Genomic DNA, 21,420 nt, shown 5'->3' on the forward strand with positions numbered 1-21,420 from the left:
TAACCTAACAACAAGGTCATAGGAGATGGAGTCATGACGGCACAAGACATTCTTAACCTTATCAAAGAAAAACAAATTCTTATGGTGGACTTTCGTTTAGTCGACATGCCTGGACGTCAGCATCACGTTACGATTCCTGCGGCAGAAGTGGACGAAGATATGCTCACGCGCGGCGTCGCGTTTGACGGTTCGAGCATTCAAGGATTTCGCGGCATTGAAGAATCTGACATGGTGATGCGCCCTGATCTGGATTCTGCGTATGTCGATGCCTTTACCGCCGTTCCGACCCTTGATCTCGTGTGTGACATTTACGAGCCTTTGGGCGTTCGCTACAATCGCGATCCGCGCTTTATCGCGCAAAAGGCGGAGACATTACTCAAGCGTTCCGGCATTGCGACAGACGCGTATTTTGGTCCGGAACTCGAATTTTTCCTGTTTGACGATGTGAGATTCAACACGGATCCATCCGGTGCCTTTTATAGCATTGATTCGAGTGAAGCGAACTGGAATACGGGTCTTCCGAAGGACCTAATCTCGCTTATAAGGTGAAGAACAAGGGTGGATACTTTCCTGTTCAGCCAACGGACAGCCAGCATGACATTCGGACAGAAATGGTTCTGGAATTGATGAATGCAGGCATTCGCGTCGAGCGTCACCATCACGAGGTCGCATCTGCGGGGCAGGCTGAGATCAACTTCCGTTTTGACACGCTGACAAAGGTCGCCGATACGGTTATGCTCTATAAATATATCGTCCGCAACGTCGCTCGCAAAGGTGGAAAGGTTGCGACGTTTATGCCAAAGCCGCTGTTTGGCGACAATGGCTCTGGTATGCATGTGCACCAAAGCCTCTTTAAAGATGGTGTCCCGCTCTTTTTTGAAGAGGGCACATATGGCAACATGAGCGAAATGGCGATGCACTACATTGGCGGGATTCTCTATCACGCTCCGGCGTTGCTTGCTTTCTCGACACCGAGCACCAACTCGTTTAAGCGCCTTGTACCTGGTTTTGAGGCGCCTGTGAACCTTGTCTTCTCAAAAGGCAATCGCAGTGCCGCGGTGCGCGTCCCTGTCGCTGCGGTTACCCCCAAAACTGCGCGGATTGAGTTTCGGACGCCTGACTGCACGGCAAACCCTTATCTGGCGTTTGCGGCGATGTTGCTCGCGGGACTTGACGGTATCAAGAAAGGCATCGATCCTACCAAATTGGGATATGGTCCTTTTGACAAAAACATCTACGAGTTGAATGCGGAAGAAAAAGCGCAGATCCGCAGCGTCCCAGGGTCGCTAGATGAAGTATTGAGCGCTCTTGAAAATGATCACGAATTCCTGCTTGAAGGAGGCGTGTTTGACAAAGACTTTATTCAAACATGGATTGACTTGAAGCGCACGACAGAGATTCAGCCGCTCTCCCTTCGTCCGCATCCCCACGAATTTCAAATGTATCTCGATCTCTAAGAGGCAGATGCACTGCGCATAATTTTTGGAGACAAAGCAATCCCATGATACACTGAGCGTGCCTGCAACAGCGTTGCGGGCACGCTCCCTCTTTGTGTTCAGACCCTTTTGAGATGGCGGTGAAGATTATGCGTTTGGGTGCCAATGTATCCATTGCCAAAACCGGACTTTTGCGCGCAGTTGAAGAATCGATCTCTTATGATGCAGATACGTATATGATCTACACACGGAGCAATCGCGGGGGACCCGCACGTGACATTGCGACGTTTAATCGCGATGAGGCGTATGAGAGGATGGCAGAACACCACATCGTCGACCCGGTCGTTCACCTTTCCTATCTTGTCAATCTCGCCAGTGTAAAACCTGAGACGTATCAGTATGGTGTCGAGGTTTTGCGTGAGGAGATCAAGCGCGTGTCCTACCTCGGTTTTCGCTATATCGTGATGCACCCAGGAAGCCATGTGGGCCGTGGCGTTGAGGTTGGTATCAAGCGGATTGCGGAAGGGCTGAATGAGATTCTCGATGGAACGGAAGATCTGTATCTGTGTTTGGAAACGATGGCGGGCGATGGATCGAAGGTGGGAAATTCACTGGAGGAAATCGCCGAGATCATCTCTCTCGTAAAACACCGCGACAAAATGGCAGTCTGTATCGACACCTGCCACAACTATAGCTACGGTTATGATATTGTGAACGATTTCGATGGTTTTCTGCAAAAATTTGACGATTTGCTCGGGCTTTCATTGTTAAAAGTGGCGCACATCAATGATTCAAAGACGCCTTTTGGTTCACACAAAGACAGGCACGCAAACATTGGCCGAGGATCGATTGGCGTAGAGGCACTTCGCAGGATCGTGCGTCACCCGGTCCTATCGGAAGTTCCGCTCATTCTTGAGACGCCGGGCGGGCATTACAAACAGGAGATTGCCTTGCTTCGCGGGCTCACTCAAGATCTGCCTGAAGATGCTGATGATAAAGGGGAATCCATGTGATGACACAGGCTGATCGGATGAATCGACTGCCGAAGCAATTTTTTGCCACGCTGACAAGAAAGGTGGCGGAACTGCAAAAAAACGCGCCAGATTTGATCAATCTGGGTCAGGGCAATCCCGATCAACCGACACCGCCGCACATCGTTGACGCACTCTGCGCTGCGGCGCAAAACCCTGTAAACCATCGCTACGGTTCTTTTCGCGGTGAACGCTATTTGCGGGAAGCGATTTGCTCCTACTATGAACGGGAGTTTGGAGTTTCACTTGATCCGACGCGGGAAGTTGCCATCTTGTTTGGGGGAAAAGCGGGTCTCGTTGAAGTGAGCCAGTGTATCCTAAACGATGGGGATCTGGCGCTAGTTCCGGACCCTGGCTACCCTGATTATCAATCGGGCATTGCGCTTGCCGGCGCTCAGATGGAGTTCATGCCATTGCTTTTGGAAAATGATTTTTTGCCTGACTATCGATGCATCGATGAGGACGTTGCGCGAAGAGCGAAACTGATGTTTCTAAACTACCCTAACAATCCGACGGCGGCGACTGCGACGGGTGCTTTCTTTGAAGAAACGGTTCAATTTGCGCGGCGAAGCGATACGGTGGTGGTGCATGATTTTGCGTACGGCGCCATCGGATTTGAAGAAAAGCCTGTCAGTTTTCTGGCGACAAAAGGTGCAAAGGACGTCGGGATCGAAATCTATACGCTCTCCAAAACATTCAACATGGCAGGCTGGCGCGTGGGTTTTGCCTTGGGGCGCGAAGACGTGATCGAGAGTCTCAATCTATATCAGGATCACGCGTATGTCTCTCTTTTCGGCGCCGTGCAGCAGGCGGCGACGGCTGCGCTGCGTAGCTCGCAGGTTCCGGTGCAGGAACTCGTCGATCTCTATCGAAAGAGGCGCGATACTTTTTTACAGGCGCTCGTTGATCAAAGCGTGCCGATTGTGCAGTCGAAAGGTTCGTTTTTTGTTTGGCTCCCCACGCCCGAGGGCGTATCGTCTGAATCATTTGCTGATCAACTTCTTTACGATGAGCATGTCGTCGTGGCTCCAGGCAAAGGTTTTGGTCCTCACGGAGAAGGGTATGTCCGCATTGGGCTTTTGACAGATGAAACGCGTCTTAGCGCTGCGGCGAAGAGAATTGCGCGCGCGTATCACCGGACGGCAAGTCTTCGACAATGAAACGCGCAAAGACGCAGATATGTGCGTCTGATTGCGCGGCAACGAATCCCTGGTCTGTGGTGCGGATCAATGTCTATCACGGATGTTCATATCCCTCTCCCAACTGTGTAGGACGACGAAAGCGATCCGCGAGTTGAATGAGCCATAGACGGTGATACGGCTCAGTATAGAGGACAGGTTCCACGCGCCGATCAGGGCCTGGCTCAATTTTGTACTGCCAGATCGTTGTGCGGGTGGTTGCTCTCTCGTTCATGCGGACACCCATGTGTATGGAGTCGCGATAGCCATTTTTATAAGAGATGAGATTCAACTGTCCGTGAAGCTCATTCACGAGAAAGCGAAAGCGTGCGCTGCGCAAAACGGGCGCTTTGATCCACGGTGTCAAACCATCTTTTCCTGTGCGGAAGCGTTGCTCTGTTTCAATGACCACAACTTCAGCGTCCGAAAGGGGTTTGAGTGTCCGTCCGTCGATCACTTTTACGCGAAGATCGCCGTATTTTTGTCCCGGCACGACTGGATCGTAGCCGGATGTTCCACGTGGTGGATCAGGTTTTGGCGCGGGCTGCGCTGGGACTGGTTTTTGTGCAGCTTGATTTGTTTCTGGGACATGTGGAGATGTTTGCGCTAAAGTGTCTGGCGTCGGTACAAGCGAAAGTGAAAAGAGGGCAAAAGCAGTGCATAGCGACATAGCCATGTGTCTTCCTTGCAGGCTCACCAGTCTCATCCTTTCCCAACGCCGGGGATCGAAACGAGTGATCTACCGACATAATAAAATTGGAGAATCTGTAAAAAATCGCGACCTTGGGATGCCAAAAATTGCGTTCCCCATTGAGACATTTTTTGGGAATTGCGATATTGCCAGTTAGGACTGTTTTCATAACCGGCGCGATAGTTTAATTCAAATATCTCTCCACTCGGTTGGACAAACGCGAGTGATCGTGTGCGATAGTACGCGCGGTCTGTTGCGTCCTGATCGGAAAATGCTTTGTAGGTTTGGAAATTGACGGTGTTGTCGACGTCAAAGGTAAAACCGCCAACGGTCACAGGGTGAAGATGGTGATACCACGCGAACATTTTTACGGCAATGGCGCCTGACTCAAGTGATGCGGGGAGCCAGGATGGGAACCATTCATTGGGAATGACATCGCGACAGTATTGATCAAAATTGACAGTCGTGACATAGATGATACGCCCGCGGGGGTCGGGTTCGCCAGACATGTTGTTTTCTCGGATGGCGACGCGGATCGTACTGGGAAAGCCTGCCTGTCCAATTAAGTAGGCCTGAGCGTGAGCAAGCTGGTGGGATGGGATCCACAATGCAGTCGCAGTTGTGATCAGCATAAATGCGCATAGCCATCGAAATAGAAACCACGCGCGATGAACCAATGGTAACACCTCCAGCAATCAAATGGGTTGGGAAGAGAAAGGATAAATCGATGTACATATCCATTCCCATCTCGCGTGAGATCATGCGCTCTTTGAGAAATTGCGTGAGATCGTTACAATGAAAGCAGGCATGGATGAAGGGTGGGGCAAGAAATGGAACGTTTGAGCTTGACTGGTGTGAATAAACACAAAGCGCCTGATGCGCTGTCAAACCTCTCTGCCGTATTGATCGATCGCGAGGGCGTGCGCATCGACAATGCGGCGATTCACGGTAAAAGCAAAGTGGAGCGAGGCATTTCGTGGGTGAGTGATACGGATGATATTCCAGAGCCAAAGCGTGTTGCGCTTGTCTGGGTAACACTTCATCGCGAGATTCTCGGCCTTGGGATTCACGGATTGGCGGCCTCTATTTTTTATGTTGATCCAGAAGCTGGCGTGGGCTATAAAAACTTGGCTGATCAAGTGAATAAAATGGATGCCGCAGTCAAAGGGAAAATTCAACTCGAGATGTTGACAGAGGATGAGATGAAGCAACTCGGTGCATTTCTGATGGCGCAGCGGGAAGAACTTTGGGTCAACGCGACGGAGATGGTGTGGGCGAATTGGCTGACGGAAGAACAGTACATGCCGATGAAACAAAAGCGGTTGGAGGCGGAAAAAGACCGGGAACGCATTCGCCTGGAGGCAGAGCGGGAGAACGCTAAAGGAATGAACGAACAAAAGTAAACGCATGGATGCAGACAGGATGGGATTGTCCAGTTGTCGAATCAGGAAGATACACCTCTTTTTACGGCGTTGCGCAAACACGCGGAGCGCCAGCCGCTTCAATTTCATATTCCGGGACACAAGACAGGGTTTGCAATGGATCCTGAATTTCGCCATTTTATGGGCCAAAATGCATTGTCGATTGACTTGATCAATATCGGACCGCTCGATGACCTCATGCATCCCACAGGGATCATCGCGGAGGCGCAGGCGCTCGCGGCAGAAGCGTTTGGGGCAGATGCCACTTATTTTTCTGTACAGGGCACGAGCGGGGCAATTATGGCCATGATCTTGTCGGTGGTAGGACCCGGTGATGAGATTCTCGTGCCGCGAAATATTCATAAGTCTGTTCTGTCAGCAATCATTCTCTCTGGGGCGCGACCGTATTTCTTGCAGCCTGAGGTCGACCTTCATCTTGGCATCGCACATGGATTGCGCCTGGAAACGGTTGTCGCGGGACTTGATGAGCATCCAAACGCGAAGGCTGTACTGGTGATCAACCCTACCTATTTTGGCGTCGCCACAGATCTTCGCTCGATTGTTTCTGTTTCGCATGCGCGTGGCGTATTGGTTTTGGTGGACGAGGCACACGGTGTCCATACCCATTTTCACGAGGCGCTGCCGGTTTCCGCCATGCAGGCGGGCTGTGATCTTGCCGCGACGAGTGTGCACAAGCTTGGTGGATCGCTCACGCAGAGTTCTGTACTGAATGTGCGTGAAGGGCTTATCCGCGCTCGCCACGTACACTCAATATTATCGATGCTTCACACAACATCGACTTCCTATCTGTTATTGGCATCTCTTGACGCAGCGCGCCGTCAATTGGCCGTTCACGGAAGGGAACTGATCAGTCGCGCGCTTAGTCTCGCAGAAGATGCCCGAAACAGAATTAATGAAATTGAAGGGCTCTATTGTTTTGGACGTGAAATCTTGCAATCCTCTGCGACGTACGCTTTTGATCCGCTTAAACTGACCATACGTGTCGCGGATATCGGTATTTCCGGGTACGAGGTAGAAGGGATTTTGCGGGATCACTATAACATTGAAGTAGAGATGTCCGATTTGTACAACATTTTATGCATAATTACATTTGGCGACACAGAGTCCAGTGTATCAAGACTTATTCAGGCGCTGCGCGAACTCGTCGAGATTGAACGGATGCGGACACATGTCCCGCGTAAAATTGTGGTGCCGTCGACACCGCGTCTTGCGATGCCGCCGCGTGATGCTTTTTATGCTGATTCGGAGGTTGTAACGCTTCGTGAAGCCGTTGGGCGCACCATTGCGGACATGATCATGGTCTATCCTCCCGGAATTCCGATTCTGCTTCCAGGTGAGATCGTGACGCTTGACAATGTCCAATACATTGAGCAAAATCTCGCGGAAGGGCTCCCTGTACAGGGGCCAGATGATCCGACGATTCAAACGGTGCGGGTCGTGCGTGAATAGCATTTCAATTTGGCTGCGATTTCCTGATGACAAACTTCGACAAAAAACGTAGACTATAAAAATAGCATAGCCGAATCACTCAAAGAGAGTGTACGGAGGACCCATGTTGTTGGGGTGAACTTTGCAGCGATGCAGAGCGGGGCGACCTTCTCCCGAACCCGTCAGCTAACTCCGGAGGCGTGGGAGGAAATTGTTTGACATATCCAATGATCAAGCGATTGGCAGCGGTGACGCTGGCAGTCGGTTCGTTTTTTATGGCTTTTGCCGGAGATGCAACCAGTATGGCGGCAACACTTCCGCCAGCGCCGTATACCGTCAAGGCGGGGGATACGCCTGCGACGATCGCGCGTCTTTCCGGTTTTGGTGTGGCGCGTTTCGATCTGGTCAATCACCTCGCGAGTCCGAACGTACATCTGATTCCGGGTGAAAAAGTGGCGCTTCCTTTTCTTTATCGTGTTTCGGCTGGAGATACTCTTTCCTATCTCGCGCAGCATTACGGCACGACCGTAGCGCGAATCATGGCGTTGAATCATCTCCACAGCTCGCTTATCTACGCGGGACAGATTTTACTTTTTGCGCGAGGCAGTGCGGCAGTCCAACACGCTGCACACCCACTCGTTTTCCGCGCGGCAAACGTGTCGACAAACGCGAAAGCGCCGATAAAACAAGGTTTGGGTACGTTTTTGGCGAGCGCGTATGATCCGTCGGTCTCTTCGAATGGGCCGTGGGGGGCGGTTGACTATTTTGGTCAACCACTCAAATTTGGGGACGTCGCGGTCGATCCGTCTGTAATACCGCTTGGTTCAACCCTTTATATCAGCGGTTACTCAGACCCAGCGCTTCCGGCTGGCGGATTTTATGCAAAAGCGGTTGACACGGGCGGCGCAATCAAAGGGAAACGAATTGATGTGTTCTTGCCGACAACTTCTGCCGCCTTAAACTTTGGGCTTGAGAATGTTAGTGTCTCTATCATTCGAAAGTAAGATTGTCCTTGACGGAGTGGTTTGAAACGCGACTCGTTTCTCCGCTATACTGAACGAAATGAGGCAGCTATTGCTCAGTCGGGAGGTTCGCTATGCCAATCATGTCTGGACAAGCGCCAACGTTTCAACTCGCCGCGACAGGCGATCGGAACATTTCGCTTGAAGATTATGCGGGACAAACTGTTGTTTTGTTTTTCTATCCAAAAGATGACACGCCTGGCTGAACCACAGAAGCGACCGGTTTTCGCGATCAGTATGATCTGTTCGTTGAAAAAGGGGTTGCCGTGCTCGGTGTGAGCACTGATTCGATTGCATCTCACGAGAAGTTTTCTGCAAAGTATCAACTGCCTTTTCCACTGCTTTCCGATCCTGATGCGGCGGTTTGCAAGGCGTATGAAGTCTATGTCGAAAAAAACATGTATGGCAAAAAATACATGGGCATTGAACGGACTACGTTTGTCATTGATGGCAAAGGGCAGATCGCGCGTGTCTATCCGAAGGTCAAGGTGGACGGTCACGCGGTGAAGGTATTGGCAGATCTATAGGTGAGCGCGTTTAAAAGGATGCTTAAAACCCCACATCTCAGGCCATGCTGTTGAAGATGGCATAGAGAAGGTGGGGTTTTTACGAGGAGTCGACCGTTCGTGTTTGTTTTGGTCATGTTGGTTTGTGTGTCACTCGTTCCGCATGCGACTCTTTTGGGGGTGAGTCGCAAATTTGGCGAGGAACTGTCCAACCTTGAAATTAGGGCGTGGGATGCGGCACATAGAGACGGTGTTTTTCGAGTGATGCAGCAGGAACTGCAGCATGTGGTCAAACTTGCGATGCAATCCCATTTTTAGTTTTTGTATATAGAAGCAATGAGTGCGCGATTCGGTGTATACTAGTATGAACGAGTATATTCGCAGGAAGGAGCGTTCACGGCGTGGTTACACTTACTGAACAGGCTGCAGAGAAGGTTAAATCGATGTTGAGCGATTCTGTGGAAGCGGGCCTTCGTATCATGATCAAACCGGGTGGGTGCTCGGGTTTTAGTTACGGTTTGGCGCTTGATGAGCGAAAACCAAACGATATCGCAATCATGCAACACGGAGTGAATGTATTTGTCGATGCAGAGAATGAGCGATTGGTAGACGGCGCGCAGATTGATTATCTCGACGACTTGTCAGGGACGGGATTTTCGATCCATAACCCTAACGCCATATCGACATGTGGGTGCGGGTCAAGCTTTCGCACCAAAGAAGATGCAGGGCAACCAGGTTCGTGCGATTAAAATGCGATGGGGCGTACGCCCCATCGCGCAGGCTGCGGAGAATGCTCGCTGCCGAGATTGCTCGGCAGTTTTTTAACGGTTGCGGATTTGATTGCGCAGTAGAAAACTGACAAAAACAATGACGAGAAGTGCTGCGCAAAGATCTGTGAAGAGTGTGAAATGAGCGGTAATCGTTTCCCAGTGTTGGCCAAGCGCGTACCCAATATAGGCAAGAATGGCGACCCATGGAATGCAACCGATGATTGTAAAGAGGGTGAACGTGCTGAGCCGCATCTTGGCAATCCCCGCGGGAAGCGAGATAAAGGTCCGCACGGCGGGTAAAAGTCGGCTGATCAATACAGTGATCGCACCGTATTTGGCAAAAAAGCGTTCTGATGACTCAAAGTGGCGTTCAGAAAAAAATACATAGCGTCCATAAGCGTGCAGAAAGGCTCGTCCACCGCGCAACCCGATCCAATAGGCCAAGAGCGATCCGGTGAGATTTCCGAGCACGCCTGCAATGATTGCCGGAACGAGTCCCATTTCGCCGCGAAACGCGGCGTATCCGGCAAACGTCATGATGAGTTCGCTTGGGATCGGAATGCATGCACTTTCAAGTAGCATGGTGAGAAAGACAGCGGCAATCCCGTAGTGGCGTACAGCATTTTCAAGTGCGAGCGATATGCCGTGCAGGTTTGTTACCCCTTTCTTTTGACAGAGAAATGAAAATGCATGTTTAACTTTTTAATGATAGCACAGCCAGATATGCTAGTCTACTTGTCCGATGAAAAGCATACATGGTATAGTAAGTCGGACAATGACCTCATTAAATATGGGTTGGCAGAGGAGACTTTCTTTTGATTTCATGGACCGCCGTATTGACCGTGGCTTTTATCGCGCTACAAGCCATTACGGGTCTCATTGGTTTGTATCAAGTGGTATTGTCTGTTTTTGGGCTTGTGTATCGACGAAAACCTCTTGTTCATGAACCTGCGAAGCGATTCGCAGTTTTTGTTGCGGCGCATAATGAAGAACGTGTGATTGCGCCGTTGCTTACTAACCTGAAGCGTCTCGACTACCCTCAGTCTATGTACGATATTTATGTGATTGCTGATAACTGCACAGATCGAACTGCAGAAATTGCGCGGGAGCACGGGGTTTTCGCCGAAGAACGATTGTCTGAAACAGAACGCGGAAAAGGGTATGCGATCCGCTGGATGCTGGAGCGCTTAAAAGAGCGCAAGATTCCATATGACGCGGTTGTGATGTTTGATGCAGACAATTTGGTCGGCACCAATTTCTTGCGCGTGATGAACGATCGACTGCTTGATGGACACAAGGTGATTCAGGGGTATCTCGACATTAAAAATCCTTTGGATTCTTGGGTCAGTGTTTCCATGGCGATTTCGTATTGGTACACGAACAGAATGTGGCAACTCTCCCGGAGAAATCTGGGATTGTCGTGTGCGCTCGGAGGTACGGGGCTTTGCATTGATATGCATTTGATCAATCGGCTTGGGTGGGAAGCGACAGGCTTGACGGAGGATGTCGAGTTTGGTGCCAAGTGTGTGGTAGAAGGAATCTATCCCGTATGGGCGCATGAGGCGAAGGTTTACGACGAGAAACCGATCACGCTTGTTGCTTCCATGCGGCAACGTTTGCGCTGGATGCAAGGTCATTTCAATTGCGCGCAGCAGTATATGGGCACGCTTCTTGTCGCGAGTCTCAAAGAGAGGAGTTTGGCAAAGCTTGACGCCGCGATTTATCTCTTTCAGCCGATGCGCTTTTTAATTTTGTTTTTGACCGCATTCATGTTTTTGTTTCAAAACTCTAACCCGACAATGGTTGCAGGGTTTACAGAATTGTTACCGACGTGGTTTTGGGCAGTGATCAATTTGTTTATTCTGATACAAATGCCGCTCGCCATGTTGCTTGAGCGGGTCGAGTGGCGTGCGTTTATTGGCCTGCCACTCTTTCCCTTCTTTATGTTGACATGGTTTCCAGTTACGGCTTTTGCGCTGTTTACGCGACGAAACCGCGTGTGGAAACACACGGTTCACACGCGCGCCATTCAATTTGATGACCTTCGTACGCGTTAAGGGAACTTCAGTGACAGTTTCATGATGAGTGTAAAGGAGTGTCTTTGGGGCCTTGTGTGCGATGACTCTTAGCATAGTGCGCTGCAAAGATGAGCAGCGCTTCTTCTCCTTTCATGCCAGGGGTGACGCCGATGGCGCGAGCGTGATCGGTTACAGACTCGAGCGGGGCGGCCAGCAAGTCTTCGACAGTACGTACACCGACTGCGCGTCCCGCCAGAATGTTTCGGTCATTTAGCTTTGTGTTTAGCAGTGTGACATCCAGTGCGCCGCACATGATGTATCCTATTTCATTTTGAATGGTGACAAGTCGCGTTTTTGGCAGATCAACCGTAACGGCGATAAATGTTGTTCCATGAAGATGGATTGGGGAAATTGTGACCACGTGATGTTGCCTCCTTTTTTGATACGGTATGATCGGTTTTCCATCGAGGTGCAACTCTTATAGACGGGATGGGTAAAGATGCTGCGCGTCATGTTAACGACACTCAATGCAAAGTATGTTCACTCATCTTTGGCGCTTCGTTATTTGCGCGCATCGATTGAACAGCAGTGCGATGTCGTCATGCGTGAGTTCACGATTCATGATCCTGTCGAACATGTGTTGACGAATATCTATGCTGTCAAACCGGACATTCTAGGGATAAGTTGCTATATTTGGAATATCACCGAGACACTGCGGCTTATTCCGCTGGTGAAAAAAGTTCTTCCTCAGACGATGATTGTCCTAGGCGGACCAGAAGTGTCTTACGACTCGATGGAATTTATGGAACTTTACAATGGGATTGACGTGATTGTGCGTGGTGAGGGGGAATTGACACTTAAACTCATCGTACAGTCATTTGAATGCAATCAACCTTTCGATACAATTAGGGGCATTGTCTTTCGAACAGAAGAAGGGATGATCGACACGGGCGTCGCGCTGAAGATACCGTCGCTTGATGAGATCCCTTCTCCGTACGCTGCGATGACTCTTCACGAGCTTGACAAGCGAATCGTTTACTTTGAGGCGAGCCGTGGATGCCCATTTTCATGTCAGTTCTGCCTTTCTTCAATTGAGGCGGGTGTGCGCTATTTTTCTCTTGAACGTGTCAAGGATGATCTCACGCGCTTGATTGAATATGGTGTACGCCAGATCAAATTTGTCGATCGCACGTTTAATCTGCGCAAGGATTATGCATTGGCAATTTTCGAACACGTTTTATCGCTTCCTGGAGATACGACGTTTCATTTTGAAATCACTGGTGATATTCTCAAATCAGAAGTGGTCTCTTGGCTTATTGATCACGCGCCACCCGGTAAGTTCAGGTTTGAAATCGGCGTACAATCAACGAATGATATAACAAATGCAATTATAAAACGCCGACAGGATTTTGCTAAACTCGCGGAAACAGTGACCCGAATTCGTGAATCAGGTGTGATTCTGCAACACCTGGATTTGATTGCGGGTTTGCCTGAGGAAGATTACAACAGATTTGCCCAGACGTTCAATGAGGTTTACGCACTTCGACCGGATGAGTTACAATTGGGTTTCCTGAAGCTTTTGCGCGGTACAGGACTGCGAAAGTGTGCTGCTCAGTATGGCTATGTTTATATGGATACTGCTCCGTATGAAATGCTCTCAAATGATACCATGCCGTATGAAGATGTCGTGCGTTTGAAGCGTTTGGAGGATATTCTAGAGAAGTATTATAACTCGGGTCGATTTCCTCGCTCAATTCCGTATCTAACAAACAAGTGTTTTGCAACTCCTTTTGATTTCTTTCAGCGGTTCGGCGATTTTTGGAACCTACGTGGATACGAGAGAATTGGCCATCAAATAAATGATTTATTCGTTCGTCTAGAAGAATTTTTGCGCGAGGAAAACATCGTGAATGAAACTGCGTACGCACTTTTGCGCGCTGATTTTCTTTTAAGAGAAAAAATACGTCCCAAGCGTCTTTGGTGGAAGAGGATCCTGAGTGAAGTGACACTGACTATGCTGCGCGCGAGCGAACCACCTTTGACGCAAGGAGAAACGCTTGACGCGTCTCTCTTGAAACGTTGTGTTATTGATCGTATACCTGCTGAAGCTGCGCGCGAACTCGAATTGACAAAAGAAGAGATGAGTGATGATCTGACGGTCATTTACTGTTACCCTAAAGGACTGGGGCATCCGACCGTACACTTATTGAAATGTGTGAACCGTGAGGTGAACCGCGATTTTCAATGGCAGTTTCCATCTTAGCCAGCAATTTGTTTGTCAACAGGTTATGAATGATCGGTTTTTACAAAGGAGAATGGAATGTGACGTTTTGGATGTCCATCCTTGGTTTGATTGAGAATCCTGCACTTATGGCTTCATTGTCTGCCACCGTGGTGGCTCAGGTCGTAAAAGTACCCATTGCATACATTGCGACTCGCAAGTGGGATTTTAGCCAGATGACTTCGACCGGTGGCATGCCGAGCTCCCACTCCGCGGCCGTCTCATCCCTTGCGACAGTGATCGGATTTCATGATGGCACAAGATCTTCTCTTTTTGCGGCGTGTGTTGTTTTTGCCATTATTGTTATGTATGACGCCGCAGGGATTCGTCGCCATGCGGGTGAGCAGGCCATCGCATTGAATAAGTTAAAAGCGGATATCGGCGAATTGATCGACCGGAGATTTGCAGACAGGCGGGCAGAGTTGTACCAGCAACGTTTGAAGGAAATGTTGGGTCATCAACCTATTGAGGTATTGATGGGGTGTATTTTAGGCATTCTTTTAGGAAGTATCGTATCAGCCATCAGTTACGCTTAGTTGCGTACATTTTGAGGGGGGCCTTTTATGCACTTTGTGCCAAGTGATTTGCGGACGATAAAAAAAGCGCTCACCATCGCTGCTTTGCATGGCAAAACGGATGAAGAGCGCCGTCAGTACCAACATCTTCTCGATCAAATGGCTCACGTACCAGAAGCGGTAAAAGATGGTTTTTTTTACGACTATGATGACAACCGCCCGTTGTAAATTAGGAATCCTCGCGATCTTCTCCTATCGAGAAGATCGTTTCGTTTAAGATGTCGCGATCGATCTTTTTGATCACTTGCGAGATTGCAATGGTTTGGTTGGTAACTTCCGCACTTCCATAGATGATCATTCGATCCTCATTCATCGGAGTTCCGATTGCATAACAGACTCCGCTTTGTTGTTCGAATACCTCGATTTGATATTCTTTGTTTTGGATGCGGTAGATAAAGATATCTTTCTTTAATAGGAATGCATCGCTGCGCAACGCAACGTCTTTCCAGGATTCCATATATTTTCCTCCGATTATCTCCAGATTAAAGAAAACGTGTCTCGATTCCTCGCAATGTGAACAAAAGCAAGCCCAAAAGTGTTAGGATCATAGTAAGGATGATGAGTCCCATGGAGATCCCGTGATAGAAGAAAAACTGTTTCAGCAGTGGGGTTATCGGACCTGTGAAGCTGGGAATTTTCATTCGCGCCGCGTTCATTGCGGGGAGAAGGACAATGTCGCTAAACCCTAAAAAGAGTGTAGAGAGCCATGCGCTGCCGATAAAGATTCGTCGCGAGATGTGGCGATGTGAGGGCCACGGCATGAACAAGGTGCATACGCTCGCAATTAAGGAAGAGATACCTGTGAAGCGATAAAATGAAGGGAACAAATGTGCAAGGACCGTTCCCGCCGATTGGAGCGTAAGGTTGGCAAAGATCGCCTCAGTGACGATAAGTGAAAAAAATACCATCGCGCCGAGTGACAAAGCAGTTGCCAAGGAATAAATTGATCTTGAAGTCGTATGCACGCTATAATCCCCTTTGATGGACGAGTCAGTCATAAAGGTGTGAAAATGTCATGGCATCATTGAAAAGTCTAGTCCCGTGGTTTGTTATTGGAGCAACAGTCGTCACATTGACAGGGTGTGGGAGTCAAAACGCTGTGGGGGGCGGTCTGCCTTCTCCACAACCACTACCATCAAGTACGACTCATTCTACCACACCGTCGACAGGTACGACATCGCCTCAGGGAGGCACTCCGTCAACTGGATCAACCTCACCGAGTTCAACGACGACGCCCGGATCGACTTCGGGAACGGTAACTTCTGGTACGACTGCTACAGGTCAGCCTTCAGGTAGCACAGTAACTGGCGCTTCGGGAAGTTCAGTCACAGGGACCTCTGTAACGGGCTCAGTTACGGGAAGTACGACAAGTGGGACGACACTGACAACCATGCAGGTTGGTACAGGGAGTTCTAATCCATTCGTTCCAGTTTCAAGCCAAATTTCAGATATTTATGTTCCCGCCAACTGGGTGCTTCACACAGACTCATTAGGCGATGGGGGGAACATTTACCGCCTTATCAACCCGGCGCAACCTGCAGAGAATCTGGTTGAGGTTGTGCAGTCTTCAGCACGTGATTTGGCAGGATTTATGGGGCAGATTTCCCAAGGTGGCCATGCGTATTATGTGATTCCTCAACAGGCGATTGAATACACCATTCCAAACCCCAATCTCCCCTATGAAGACAGGGGCATTGTTGCAAACCTCAGCAATGGTGGCTCGATACGCCTTGATGTGTACCTGCCCTCTAGTGAAAAAGCGGTAGCGCAAAAAATTATCGAGAGCTTTATTAAACCACTCTCCTAATGCTAAGAGTGCAACAAGAGGCCGACTCGTCGATCAGAGTCGGCCTCTTGTTGCACTTTGTACATTTTACGCAAACTCTTTCATCAACTCATCGAACAACCCTTGATCCATCTCGAGTTTCGTGTTGAGGTAAGCCTCTTGTGGGTAGTTTTGCAACAAGTCTTCAAAGACGGGTTTTTTGTCGTCTTTGAAAATAAGTCCTGTGCACAATCCGTCTGTCTCCATGACTTTGGCAATGGCGGCAGCGCGATTGGTTGGATCATAATCAGGAAATTGGTCGAGTGAGACTGTGTGCTCCTTGAACCACTCGTAGGTGTTTACTTTGTTGTACGTGACACACGGGCTGAATACATTGATCAAACTGAACCCCTTGTGTTCGATGCCGCCCTGAATCAATTCCGTGAGTTGATTGACATCCGACGAGAATCCTTGAGCAAGATACGTGATGCCTGCTGATAATGCGATTTGTAGAGGGCTGACTGCATTCTCGATATTTCCCGCAGGCGTAGTTTTTGCTTTGAAACCAAACGCTGAGGTGGGGGAGTGCTGCCCTTTCGTTAGACCGTAGATTTGGTTGTCCATAACGACATAGGTAATATCCATATTGCGGCGTACAGCGTGCATAAAGTGTCCGAGTCCAATGCCGAATCCGTCCCCGTCGCCACCAGATGCAAGAACAGTCAGATTGCGATTTGCGAGTTTTACACCTTGCGCAATTGGGAGCGAGCGGCCGTGTACACCGTGAAATCCGTACACATTCAAATAACCGGAAATTCGTCCAGAACAACCGATTCCTGAGATGAGCGCAACATTTTCAGGTTCAAGGTTCAAGTTTCCAAGTGCACGTTGCATTGAGGCCTGAACGGCAAAGTCGCCGCAACCAGGACACCAATTAGGACGAACATTGTTGCGAAACTCTTTTACCGTTGCCATGCGATCATCGATCCTTTCACGTGAGCCTCAATTTCTTTAGGTAAAAAGGGTGTGCCGTCAAACTTTAATTGGCTTGAGAATTCGCTGTGCTTCAAACCGAAAAACTGCATGAGATGATAGAGTTGCCCCGTTGCGTTTGACTCGAATACAATGACCTGTTTTGCACGATCCATGTAGGATTGAAGGGAAGCTACAGGGAATGGAGAGATGACGTGAACGTGTGCGTGCCCAACACGTACTCCATGTTTTCGCAACCGTACAGTGGCTTCGCTGATCGGACCGATGGAAGATCCGACGCCGATCAAGAGGACATCTGGATGTTGATCACCTTCGTAGCTGGTGCTGTTAGGGAGTTCGCTTCCCTCAAACTTGTTCAGACGTTTTTTCATCATCTGCACGTGGTTCGCAGTTCCTTCGTCAGGGCGTCCAATTTCGTTGTGCTCAACGCCCGTAACGTGGTGAATACCGCCTTTTTGTCCAGGAAATACACGTGGAGAAACACCGTTTTCTGTTCGTTCAAAGCGTTTGAAAAGTTGTCCAGGGCCGATTTGCGCCAGCTGCTCTTGGGTAGCGAGCAAGCCGCGATCAATTTTAACCTGATCAAGAGAAAATTTTTCTACGGACTGACTCGCGAGGGAGAGAGCCAAATCGGTCATGATGATGACAGGACACTGATAAATTTCTGCATAATTGAACGCGTTGACAGCCGCATAAAAACACTCTTCAGCGGTTGCGGGGGTCAGCACAATCTTTTGAATCTCACCGTGTGTCCCAAACATCGCTTGGTACATATCGCTTTGTTCGTGTTTGGTAGGGAGTCCTGTGCTAGGTCCGCCACGCTGTGTATCGACAATGACAACGGGCTGTTCAGTCATGCCCGCCAGTCCCAATGCTTCCATCATGAGCGAAAAGCCTGGACCAGATGTCGCTGTAAGCGTCCGAGCACCTGCATAGGAAGCGCCGATGGTCATATTAAGCGCTGCGATTTCATCCTCCGTTTGAACGACGACGCCGCCTACTTTGGGAAGCTTTTTTATCAAATACTCCATCACATCAGAGGCAGGAGTAATTGGGTAGGCAGGCATGACGCGCACACCTGCCGCTATCGCTCCGAATGCGACAGCGTCATTTCCGATCATGAGCAGATGGTCGCTTGGTGTCGGCGGTGCGAGCGCGAAGTCCGGGAATGAAACATTCTGAGCCTTCATTGCCTCGTAACCAGCAAGGACGGCCGCTTGGTTCTGTTCAACGATTTTCTGGCTTTTGCGTCCAAAAAGACTTTGCAAAACGGGTGTGCAAAAATCGGGTGAGAGCCCCATAACAAATGCGGTCGCTCCAAGAGCCACCATGTTTTTCATAATAGCGGCGCCGTTTTGCTCTGCAATTTTTGTGAATGGAATGGCAAAGAGCAAGACATCGCCTGCCGTGTTTTCAGGCAGGACAGGATTGAATTTTGCGTCGCCAATCACGACGCCGCCTTTACGAAGTTCATATGCGTTCAAGTCGATCGTTTCCTGATCAAACGCAACAAGGATGTCGAGGTAATCGGCGCTTGAGTGCTTCTGCGTTGTGCTCACGCGCACTTTGTCGTTTGTGTGCCCACCTTTAATACGTGAAGAAAAATGTCTGTAAGAGTAAATATAGTACCCCATGCGATTGAGCGAGGTGGCAAATGTTTTGCCTGTGGAATCAATTCCTTCACCTTGCTGGCCGCCAACTTTCCAAGATAATTCTTGCAGCATGTGCGCCATGCACTCCTTTCGCGCCAATGTGGCGCGCGTCAATGTCGAAACGTGTCAGCGAGCGCTGCACGGAGCAGATTGATCGATGCGACATCAGGTTGAAACACAAATTCGATGACATGTTGTTTGCGTTTGCAGTACGCCTCAATTTCACGCCTGCGTCCAGGCGAGACAATCAAAGCATCCTGGGAACTGACAAAAGCCTTTACTCGTTCTGCATCTGCATCCGTAAGAATGCTGATGCGTAATTCATCAAGACGAGCCTGTCGGAGCGCGTTCAATACTTTGCCTGCGAAATTGTCGCTTTTGCAGATGAGTCCGACGCGCTTTTCCTGAGGAATGCGTGCAACTTTAACGATCGTTTCAAGCTCAGGATCAAGGGACACAGCGATGACTTGCTGAGAGGATCCGATGATTTGTTGCACTTCATCAAGATGGAAAAAGGTCGTGATCACAAGCCGGGCGCGTTCGAGAATCGATTGTTCTTTCTGAGATGCATCTTTCAACTCTTCTAATAAGAGTGGCGTGATGTGAACACCGCCAAACTCGAGTTTGCGCGAGAAGTATTCGACTTGTTCGCGATTGCACTCAATAAAAACCACCTGAACATCATGCAAAAGCGCAGCCTTTTGCTGCGCGCGCTTTGTTGCAATGTCGACAAATTCCTCTATTGAAAAACCGAGTTGGAGTCCCTCTTCAATCGCGACATCAATGACTTTTGACAACAAGTCGCGCCGATTTTCAAAGCGTACTTTGTCATCGCGATCGCAAATAAAAGTCCCGCGCCCTTGAATTGATACGAGTATTCCGTCTGCCTCAAGGTCCTGGTACGCCTGGCTGACTGTATTGCGGCTTACGCTGAGGCGCTCTGACAATTCGCGCTCTGTCGGCAGTTGATCGCCTGGCTTGCGAAGACCTGATTGAATATCTGCTAAAATGTTATTCTTGACTTGGACATAGAGCGGGATGCCGTTTTTCCGAATCAATGCTGTGTCCACGTCATCCCCTCCTGGTGTATCTTGTTGAAAGGGTGGATCAATCCACCAATCCATTTTGCTACTCTTTCATTATACTCCAGTCAGTTTGAATGAAAAGGGAATCGCCTATGGAATTGAAAAAAATATTGGAGGAGTCGATGTGTTTATTACCGAAGACGTCAAGACGCGGGTCGAGGAGCTCAGTCAATTGATCTGCCGATACGCAAGAGATTTAGAACGGTCTCAGGCAGCTCGGAAATCGACTTCTGACGAGAATGTGTGCAGATTGTTCGACTACGCGAGTGCGCGCTGTATCCACGGTATCATTGAGTCGTTTGCAGACGCGGGCAACCAACTCATTGATGCCCTGATCATGCGAGACCCAGCAAGTTACCGGGATATTGTCGAAATTCTCGGAGATGAATCGGTGATTCCGCCTGAGACCGTTCGCGATCTTGGAGAGATGATGGAGATGCGTCGGCTTTTGATCGACTCGTTTTCTGGAATCGAAAAACAGATTGAGTCAACTGAACGCATCGTTCCGCAAATTATGCAGGCTGCAAATGCAATGAGTGACTACGTTCAGTGCAATTTTCGAAAAAGCGATTGATGGTTCGCTTCTCTGCAGATGCGATTTTGATGCTTACGGCGCAACGTCGTCGCCATGCGCCGTCTCGAAAACATAGACTTTGACATGTCGTTTTACGCCGAAAATCTTGGCGTCTTCGTCACTCGGAAAATAGACGTCAATATGTCTTCCTTTAATTGCACCGCCAACATCTTCTGCTACGCGATATCCAACGCCATCGATATAGACGAGCGATCCGAGTGGAATCAAGTGTGGATCAACAGCGATTGTGTGGCGTGGTTTTGCTCGTTTGCCTGTGGCGGTGATTCCGTAGCCTGGATCGCCTGGGCGTTTTCCGGTCGATTCAAATCCTGGACCATAGGCAGTCAACTGACAGTCGAACGTGTTTTTTACAGAAATGGAACTCGCTTTTGCCACAACATCCATTACTGGGGCGAGAGAAACCATAGAAGCGACGGATGGTGCAGCTGTTTGTTCACGTTTTTTTCTACGTCTAGGTCCATCTGTAGAGTGAGGGCGAATCACTATCGCGTTGTGCGCGAGCTTTCGTGGCGTCTGTGTGACACATTTTTGTAGTGTGGCGTGATGCGCCGCTGTTTGATCGCGCGCTAAACCGTGAACGGTGGGATACGCGTGTGTAACCTCGGGTACAGATAATACCGTGGCGATCGAGAGTAAGGATCTCAATGCCACGGCACGTATGGAAACCATGAACAAACATCACCTTTTCCTAATGGTTTGAGAAGCCGATACTAACCATTCCCGAGGATTCAACGAGTTATGCGCTGATTGAGAAAAATCCACTATGCCGCCGGAATTTTCCATGTGATATTTTTAAAAATAACGTTTGACAGAGGAGTTCTGAGGTGGTATATTACTCCTTGTCGCCGCGAGGCCGACCGCAAGAGAAGAAACGAAATGAAGCACCTTGGATCCTTGAAAACTAAACACGGATACGTAACAACGTCAGCAAGAAAACGGCTGTAAAACAGCC

24 protein-coding genes, 1 pseudogene and 1 riboswitch are annotated in these 21,420 nt (G+C 49.3%); of the genes and pseudogenes, 15 read left to right on the plus strand and 10 right to left on the minus strand.

The window, feature by feature from the left end:
• Positions 1 to 33: 33 nt before the first annotated feature.
• The 3 genes and pseudogenes from glnA to ATW55_RS09335 all read left to right on the plus strand — a co-directional run bounded on the left by glnA (position 34) and on the right by ATW55_RS09335 (position 3,627).
• Positions 34 to 1,457 (plus strand): annotated as a pseudogene (glnA, locus tag ATW55_RS09325) (type I glutamate--ammonia ligase).
• 128 nt (positions 1,458 to 1,585) lie between these two features.
• Entirely contained in the window at positions 1,586 to 2,449 is an 864-nt protein-coding gene (locus ATW55_RS09330) for a deoxyribonuclease IV (protein ID WP_067716208.1), read from the plus strand.
• Positions 2,449 to 3,627 carry a pyridoxal phosphate-dependent aminotransferase gene (locus tag ATW55_RS09335; protein WP_067716213.1) on the plus strand — a complete coding sequence of 393 codons (1,179 nt, stop codon included), beginning with the start codon at positions 2,449 to 2,451 and terminating at the stop codon, positions 3,625 to 3,627. The genes ATW55_RS09330 and ATW55_RS09335 overlap by 1 nt, the downstream gene beginning before the upstream one ends.
• A gap of 76 nt (positions 3,628 to 3,703) precedes the next feature.
• On the opposite strand, the gene ATW55_RS09340 is transcribed toward ATW55_RS09335, so the two are convergent.
• Together ATW55_RS09340 and ATW55_RS09345 are read right to left on the minus strand one after the other, a co-directional pair.
• Positions 3,704 to 4,342, minus strand: a complete 639-nt coding sequence (locus ATW55_RS09340) for a hypothetical protein (RefSeq protein ID WP_153005099.1) — start codon at positions 4,340 to 4,342, stop codon at positions 3,704 to 3,706.
• Between the two features lie 5 nt (positions 4,343 to 4,347).
• Positions 4,348 to 5,013 (minus strand): SpoIID/LytB domain-containing protein, encoded by a 666-nt coding sequence (locus tag ATW55_RS09345; protein ID WP_235587074.1) that lies wholly within the window; start codon positions 5,011 to 5,013, stop codon positions 4,348 to 4,350.
• Between the two features lie 153 nt (positions 5,014 to 5,166).
• Here ATW55_RS09345 and ATW55_RS09350 point away from each other — a divergent pair, with 153 nt between their 5' ends.
• The 6 genes from ATW55_RS09350 (at position 5,167) to ATW55_RS09375 (ending at position 9,483) form a co-directional block, all read left to right on the plus strand.
• Positions 5,167 to 5,739, plus strand: a complete 573-nt coding sequence (locus tag ATW55_RS09350) for a YwhD family protein (RefSeq protein ID WP_067716221.1) — start codon at positions 5,167 to 5,169, stop codon at positions 5,737 to 5,739.
• Between the two features lie 33 nt (positions 5,740 to 5,772).
• Entirely contained in the window at positions 5,773 to 7,227 is a 1,455-nt protein-coding gene (locus ATW55_RS09355) for an aminotransferase class I/II-fold pyridoxal phosphate-dependent enzyme (RefSeq protein ID WP_067716226.1), read from the plus strand.
• Between the two features lie 58 nt (positions 7,228 to 7,285).
• A riboswitch (cyclic di-AMP (ydaO/yuaA leader) is annotated at positions 7,286 to 7,422 on the plus strand.
• Complete coding sequence (locus ATW55_RS09360) at positions 7,422 to 8,210, plus strand: LysM peptidoglycan-binding domain-containing protein (protein WP_067716230.1); 789 nt, start codon at positions 7,422 to 7,424, stop codon at positions 8,208 to 8,210. Its footprint overlaps the riboswitch before it by 1 nt.
• Positions 8,211 to 8,302: 92 nt before the next feature.
• Entirely contained in the window at positions 8,303 to 8,755 is a 453-nt protein-coding gene (gene bcp / locus ATW55_RS09365) for a thioredoxin-dependent thiol peroxidase (protein ID WP_082685710.1), read from the plus strand.
• A 99-nt stretch (positions 8,756 to 8,854) separates the two neighbouring features.
• Positions 8,855 to 9,052, plus strand: a complete 198-nt coding sequence (locus ATW55_RS09370) for a hypothetical protein (RefSeq protein ID WP_067716235.1) — start codon at positions 8,855 to 8,857, stop codon at positions 9,050 to 9,052.
• 83 nt (positions 9,053 to 9,135) lie between these two features.
• Complete coding sequence (locus ATW55_RS09375; protein ID WP_067716238.1) at positions 9,136 to 9,483, plus strand: HesB/IscA family protein; 348 nt, start codon at positions 9,136 to 9,138, stop codon at positions 9,481 to 9,483.
• A 72-nt stretch (positions 9,484 to 9,555) separates the two neighbouring features.
• Here the strand turns inward: ATW55_RS09375 and ATW55_RS09380 are convergent, their stop codons facing one another.
• Complete coding sequence (locus ATW55_RS09380; RefSeq protein ID WP_067716242.1) at positions 9,556 to 10,155, minus strand: DedA family protein; 600 nt, start codon at positions 10,153 to 10,155, stop codon at positions 9,556 to 9,558.
• A gap of 164 nt (positions 10,156 to 10,319) precedes the next feature.
• On the opposite strand from ATW55_RS09380, the gene ATW55_RS09385 reads away from it, so the two are divergent.
• The gene (locus ATW55_RS09385; RefSeq protein WP_067716245.1) at positions 10,320 to 11,561 is read left to right on the plus strand and encodes a glycosyltransferase family 2 protein; all 1,242 of its coding nucleotides are present in this window, start codon (positions 10,320 to 10,322) and stop codon (positions 11,559 to 11,561) included.
• Between the two features lie 19 nt (positions 11,562 to 11,580).
• On the opposite strand, the gene ATW55_RS09390 is transcribed toward ATW55_RS09385, so the two are convergent.
• A complete protein-coding gene (locus ATW55_RS09390; RefSeq protein ID WP_082685712.1) occupies positions 11,581 to 11,943 on the minus strand; it encodes a YunC family protein in 363 nt (120 codons plus the stop codon).
• Between the two features lie 78 nt (positions 11,944 to 12,021).
• On the opposite strand from ATW55_RS09390, the gene ATW55_RS09395 reads away from it, so the two are divergent.
• The 3 genes from ATW55_RS09395 to ATW55_RS09405 all read left to right on the plus strand — a co-directional run bounded on the left by ATW55_RS09395 (position 12,022) and on the right by ATW55_RS09405 (position 14,546).
• Positions 12,022 to 13,785 (plus strand): B12-binding domain-containing radical SAM protein, encoded by a 1,764-nt coding sequence (locus ATW55_RS09395; RefSeq protein ID WP_067716249.1) that lies wholly within the window; start codon positions 12,022 to 12,024, stop codon positions 13,783 to 13,785.
• Positions 13,786 to 13,856: 71 nt separating this feature from the next.
• A complete protein-coding gene (locus tag ATW55_RS09400) occupies positions 13,857 to 14,339 on the plus strand; it encodes a divergent PAP2 family protein (RefSeq protein ID WP_067716286.1) in 483 nt (160 codons plus the stop codon).
• 27 nt (positions 14,340 to 14,366) lie between these two features.
• The gene (locus tag ATW55_RS09405) at positions 14,367 to 14,546 is read left to right on the plus strand and encodes a hypothetical protein (RefSeq protein WP_067716253.1); all 180 of its coding nucleotides are present in this window, start codon (positions 14,367 to 14,369) and stop codon (positions 14,544 to 14,546) included.
• Between the two features lies 1 nt (position 14,547).
• Here the strand turns inward: ATW55_RS09405 and ATW55_RS09410 are convergent, their stop codons facing one another.
• Both ATW55_RS09410 and ATW55_RS09415 read right to left on the minus strand, forming a co-directional pair.
• Positions 14,548 to 14,835 (minus strand): hypothetical protein, encoded by a 288-nt coding sequence (locus tag ATW55_RS09410; RefSeq protein ID WP_067716257.1) that lies wholly within the window; start codon positions 14,833 to 14,835, stop codon positions 14,548 to 14,550.
• Between the two features lie 25 nt (positions 14,836 to 14,860).
• Positions 14,861 to 15,343: a DUF4149 domain-containing protein gene (locus ATW55_RS09415; protein WP_067716260.1), complete on the minus strand. Its 483-nt coding sequence runs from the start codon at positions 15,341 to 15,343 to the stop codon at positions 14,861 to 14,863.
• A gap of 50 nt (positions 15,344 to 15,393) precedes the next feature.
• Between ATW55_RS09415 and ATW55_RS16105 the strand changes: the two genes are divergently transcribed.
• The gene (locus ATW55_RS16105) at positions 15,394 to 16,185 is read left to right on the plus strand and encodes a hypothetical protein (RefSeq protein WP_153005101.1); all 792 of its coding nucleotides are present in this window, start codon (positions 15,394 to 15,396) and stop codon (positions 16,183 to 16,185) included.
• Positions 16,186 to 16,251: 66 nt separating this feature from the next.
• On the opposite strand, the gene ATW55_RS09425 is transcribed toward ATW55_RS16105, so the two are convergent.
• The 3 genes from ATW55_RS09425 to ATW55_RS09435 are packed head-to-tail and all read right to left on the minus strand — an operon-like array spanning position 16,252 to position 19,858.
• Positions 16,252 to 17,118, minus strand: coding sequence for a 2-oxoacid:ferredoxin oxidoreductase subunit beta (locus tag ATW55_RS09425; protein ID WP_067716267.1), 867 nt, complete (start codon positions 17,116 to 17,118; stop codon positions 16,252 to 16,254).
• Positions 17,106 to 18,860 carry a 2-oxoacid:acceptor oxidoreductase subunit alpha gene (locus tag ATW55_RS09430; protein WP_067716290.1) on the minus strand — a complete coding sequence of 585 codons (1,755 nt, stop codon included), beginning with the start codon at positions 18,858 to 18,860 and terminating at the stop codon, positions 17,106 to 17,108. The genes ATW55_RS09425 and ATW55_RS09430 overlap by 13 nt, the downstream gene beginning before the upstream one ends.
• Positions 18,861 to 18,898: 38 nt before the next feature.
• Positions 18,899 to 19,858, minus strand: coding sequence for a GntR family transcriptional regulator (locus ATW55_RS09435; protein ID WP_067716294.1), 960 nt, complete (start codon positions 19,856 to 19,858; stop codon positions 18,899 to 18,901).
• Positions 19,859 to 19,997: 139 nt separating this feature from the next.
• Here ATW55_RS09435 and ATW55_RS09440 point away from each other — a divergent pair, with 139 nt between their 5' ends.
• Positions 19,998 to 20,447: a DUF86 domain-containing protein gene (locus ATW55_RS09440; RefSeq protein WP_160327213.1), complete on the plus strand. Its 450-nt coding sequence runs from the start codon at positions 19,998 to 20,000 to the stop codon at positions 20,445 to 20,447.
• A 33-nt stretch (positions 20,448 to 20,480) separates the two neighbouring features.
• On the opposite strand, the gene ATW55_RS17085 is transcribed toward ATW55_RS09440, so the two are convergent.
• On the minus strand, positions 20,481 to 21,137 hold the full coding sequence (locus ATW55_RS17085) for a 3D domain-containing protein (protein WP_067716273.1): 657 nt from the start codon (positions 21,135 to 21,137) through the stop codon (positions 20,481 to 20,483).
• Positions 21,138 to 21,420: the final 283 nt, after the last annotated feature.

Source organism: Ferroacidibacillus organovorans, assembly GCF_001516615.1.
Classification (GTDB): Bacteria; Bacillota; Bacilli; order Alicyclobacillales; family SLC66; genus Ferroacidibacillus; species Ferroacidibacillus ferrooxidans_B.

Coding starts and splice junctions, on each gene's coding strand:
- ATW55_RS09335 (WP_067716213.1), top strand. CDS start 2,449: ATGACACAGGCTGATCGGATGAATCGACTGCCGAAGCAATTTTTTGCC.
- ATW55_RS09425 (WP_067716267.1), bottom strand. CDS start 17,118: ATGGCAACGGTAAAAGAGTTTCGCAACAATGTTCGTCCTAATTGGTGT.
- ATW55_RS17085 (WP_067716273.1), bottom strand. CDS start 21,137: ATGGTTTCCATACGTGCCGTGGCATTGAGATCCTTACTCTCGATCGCC.
- ATW55_RS09395 (WP_067716249.1), top strand. CDS start 12,022: ATGCTGCGCGTCATGTTAACGACACTCAATGCAAAGTATGTTCACTCA.
- ATW55_RS09330 (WP_067716208.1), top strand. CDS start 1,586: ATGCGTTTGGGTGCCAATGTATCCATTGCCAAAACCGGACTTTTGCGC.
- ATW55_RS09410 (WP_067716257.1), bottom strand. CDS start 14,835: ATGGAATCCTGGAAAGACGTTGCGTTGCGCAGCGATGCATTCCTATTA.
- ATW55_RS09350 (WP_067716221.1), top strand. CDS start 5,167: ATGGAACGTTTGAGCTTGACTGGTGTGAATAAACACAAAGCGCCTGAT.
- ATW55_RS09430 (WP_067716290.1), bottom strand. CDS start 18,860: ATGCTGCAAGAATTATCTTGGAAAGTTGGCGGCCAGCAAGGTGAAGGA.
- ATW55_RS09400 (WP_067716286.1), top strand. CDS start 13,857: ATGTCCATCCTTGGTTTGATTGAGAATCCTGCACTTATGGCTTCATTG.
- ATW55_RS09405 (WP_067716253.1), top strand. CDS start 14,367: ATGCACTTTGTGCCAAGTGATTTGCGGACGATAAAAAAAGCGCTCACC.
- ATW55_RS16105 (WP_153005101.1), top strand. CDS start 15,394: ATGGCATCATTGAAAAGTCTAGTCCCGTGGTTTGTTATTGGAGCAACA.